The sequence below is a fragment of the Bacillus sp. AFS001701 genome, assembly GCF_002559405.1.
Classification (GTDB): domain Bacteria; phylum Bacillota; class Bacilli; order Bacillales; family Bacillaceae_G; genus Gottfriedia.
This window is the reverse complement of sequence record NZ_NTZO01000627.1, coordinates 1-2,292: the sequence shown is the minus strand read 5'-3', so window position 1 is coordinate 2,292 and position 2,292 is coordinate 1. Positions and strand designations below refer to the sequence as shown.

Genomic DNA, 2,292 nt, shown 5'->3' with positions numbered 1-2,292 from the left:
ATTCAATTATTTTATAATATAAATTTACTAAAGATAATCGTAATAATTTTTAGTTTTGTAATTGCATCGTTATTGTATGTTTATTAAAAGACGAAAAGAAATCAAAAAAAGTATTAAAAATAGTAAATATAGCTAAATCTCTTTTTAAGTAAATGATTGTAGCTTTTTTGTTGAAATTTGTCATTTATTGAACAGTTTATAGTACAATAGTTATTAGAATTTACTGTTAATTGAACGTTTTATTTGACTAAAATGTGTTTTTCCAAATGATGAAGTCTAATTGAACAACTAAAATATGGTAAAAACGAACGAAAACGAATTTTTTATAAAAAACGTTCGTTTTTTTGTTGACACGCATCAAAACTGATTGTAATATAAAGAGGTAAATTAAATAAATTATTTGTCATAACATGTCGTATAGGCTAGTAAATATGGACTAGCGTCTCTACCCGCCACCGTAAAAAGGCGGACTACGAAGTAATGATTTCTGAAAGTTATTAACCTACTATTTTGCTATTATTCTACTATTCTAGGGTTAATAAGTTCGGAATGAAACTGCTCGTGATAGGCGCTTTTACCATTGTGTAAAAGTGCCTTTTCTATTTTAAACAATAGAGACCGACTTTTAAGACTAAAACATAGGAGGATCACATGAAAGAACGTATCAGTAATTATTTTGAGTTCAATAAGTTAGGCACATCATATCGTCAAGAAACAATTGCTGGTTTAACTACATTCTTAGCAATGGCTTATATTTTATTTGTAAATCCATCGATTTTATCATTATCAGATATAAAGGATTTCCCAGAAGCTTTAAGAATGAATAAAGAGGCAATCTTTGTAGCTACTTCTTTAGCTGCAGCATATGGATCGATTTTAATGGGTATTTATGCGAAATATCCAATTGCTTTAGCACCAGGTATGGGATTAAATGCATTCTTTGCTTTTAACGTAGTTCTTGGAATGGGTATTCCATGGCAAACAGCATTAGCTGGCGTATTCGTATCAGGTATTATTTTTATCATTCTTTCATTAACTGGTCTTCGTGAACAAATTATAAATGCAATTCCAATTGAATTAAAATTAGCAATTGGTAGCGGTATTGGATTCTTTATTACATTTGTTGGTTTAAAAAACTCAGGTATTATCGTAAGTAACCCTGCGACATTCGTATCACTTGGTAAATTAAATGAACCTGCTGTTTTATTAACGATTTTCGGTTTAGTTATTACTGTAGTTTTAATGGCTAGAAAAATAAAAGCCGGTGTATTTTTAGGTATGATCATTACTGCTATCGCAGGTATGATTTTTGGAATTATCGACTTACCATCTTCTGTTGTTGGTCCAGTACCAAGTATTGCTCCAACATTCGGTCAAGCAATTAAACATATTCCAGATGTTTTCTCTTCAGGTAAAATGTTTGCTGTAGTACTAACTTTCTTTATTGTAGATTTCTTTGATGCAACTGGAACATTAGTAGCTGTAGCTAACCAAGCTGGATTATTAAAAGAAAACAAACTTGAAAGAGCTGGTAAAGCATTAATGGTTGATGCAACTGCTGTAGTAGTTGGTTCAACTTTAGGTACAAGTACTACTACTTCTTATATAGAGTCAACTGCTGGTGTAGCTGCTGGTGGACGTACTGGATTCTCAGCAGTAGTAACAGGTATTCTATTCTTATTAGCATTATTCTTCGCACCACTTTTAGGAGTAGTAACAGCAGCGGTAACTTCACCTGCTTTAATCGTAGTCGGAGTTTTAATGGTTTCATCAATTGGTCAAATTGATTGGAAAAAGTTCGAAATTGCTGTTCCGGCATTCTTTACAATTATTGCAATGCCTTTAACTTATAGTATTGCAACTGGTATTGCAGTTGGTTTCATTTTCTATCCGATTTCAATGATTGCAGCTGGAAAAACGAAAAAAATTCATCCAGTAATGTATGTATTGTTTGTAGTATTCCTATTATTCTTAGCATTTTTTAGAGAATAGGTAAAATAGAACGTTAAAAACCAGCCTCCCAAAATAGGAGGCTGGTTTTATTTTTATCATAATATATAGAAGTAATGTGGATGTAGACTACTTCATCCTAATGATTCTGAATAGTAGTATTTTTATTTTAGTATTGTAATTAACTTGAATAGCTGATATATTATTCTATGTTGTCCCAAACGAGGGAAAACAAACGAAATAAAAATCAAAAAACATTTAAAAAGTTGTTGACTAAAACAAGCTTTAAATGATATGATTTAAAAGTCGCTTCTGAAGCGATAAAGTGAACTTTGAAAACTA

The 2,292-nt window shown here is 31.0% G+C and carries 1 protein-coding gene and 1 riboswitch; the gene reads left to right on the top strand.

Annotated features, from left to right (window positions below):
* The first annotated feature begins 393 nt into the window (after positions 1-393).
* Positions 394-493, top strand: a riboswitch (purine riboswitch).
* A 170-nt stretch (positions 494-663) separates the two neighbouring features.
* Complete coding sequence (locus tag CN514_RS24165; RefSeq protein ID WP_098234744.1) at positions 664-1,992, top strand: NCS2 family permease; 1,329 nt, start codon at positions 664-666, stop codon at positions 1,990-1,992.
* Positions 1,993-2,292 lie beyond the last annotated feature (300 nt).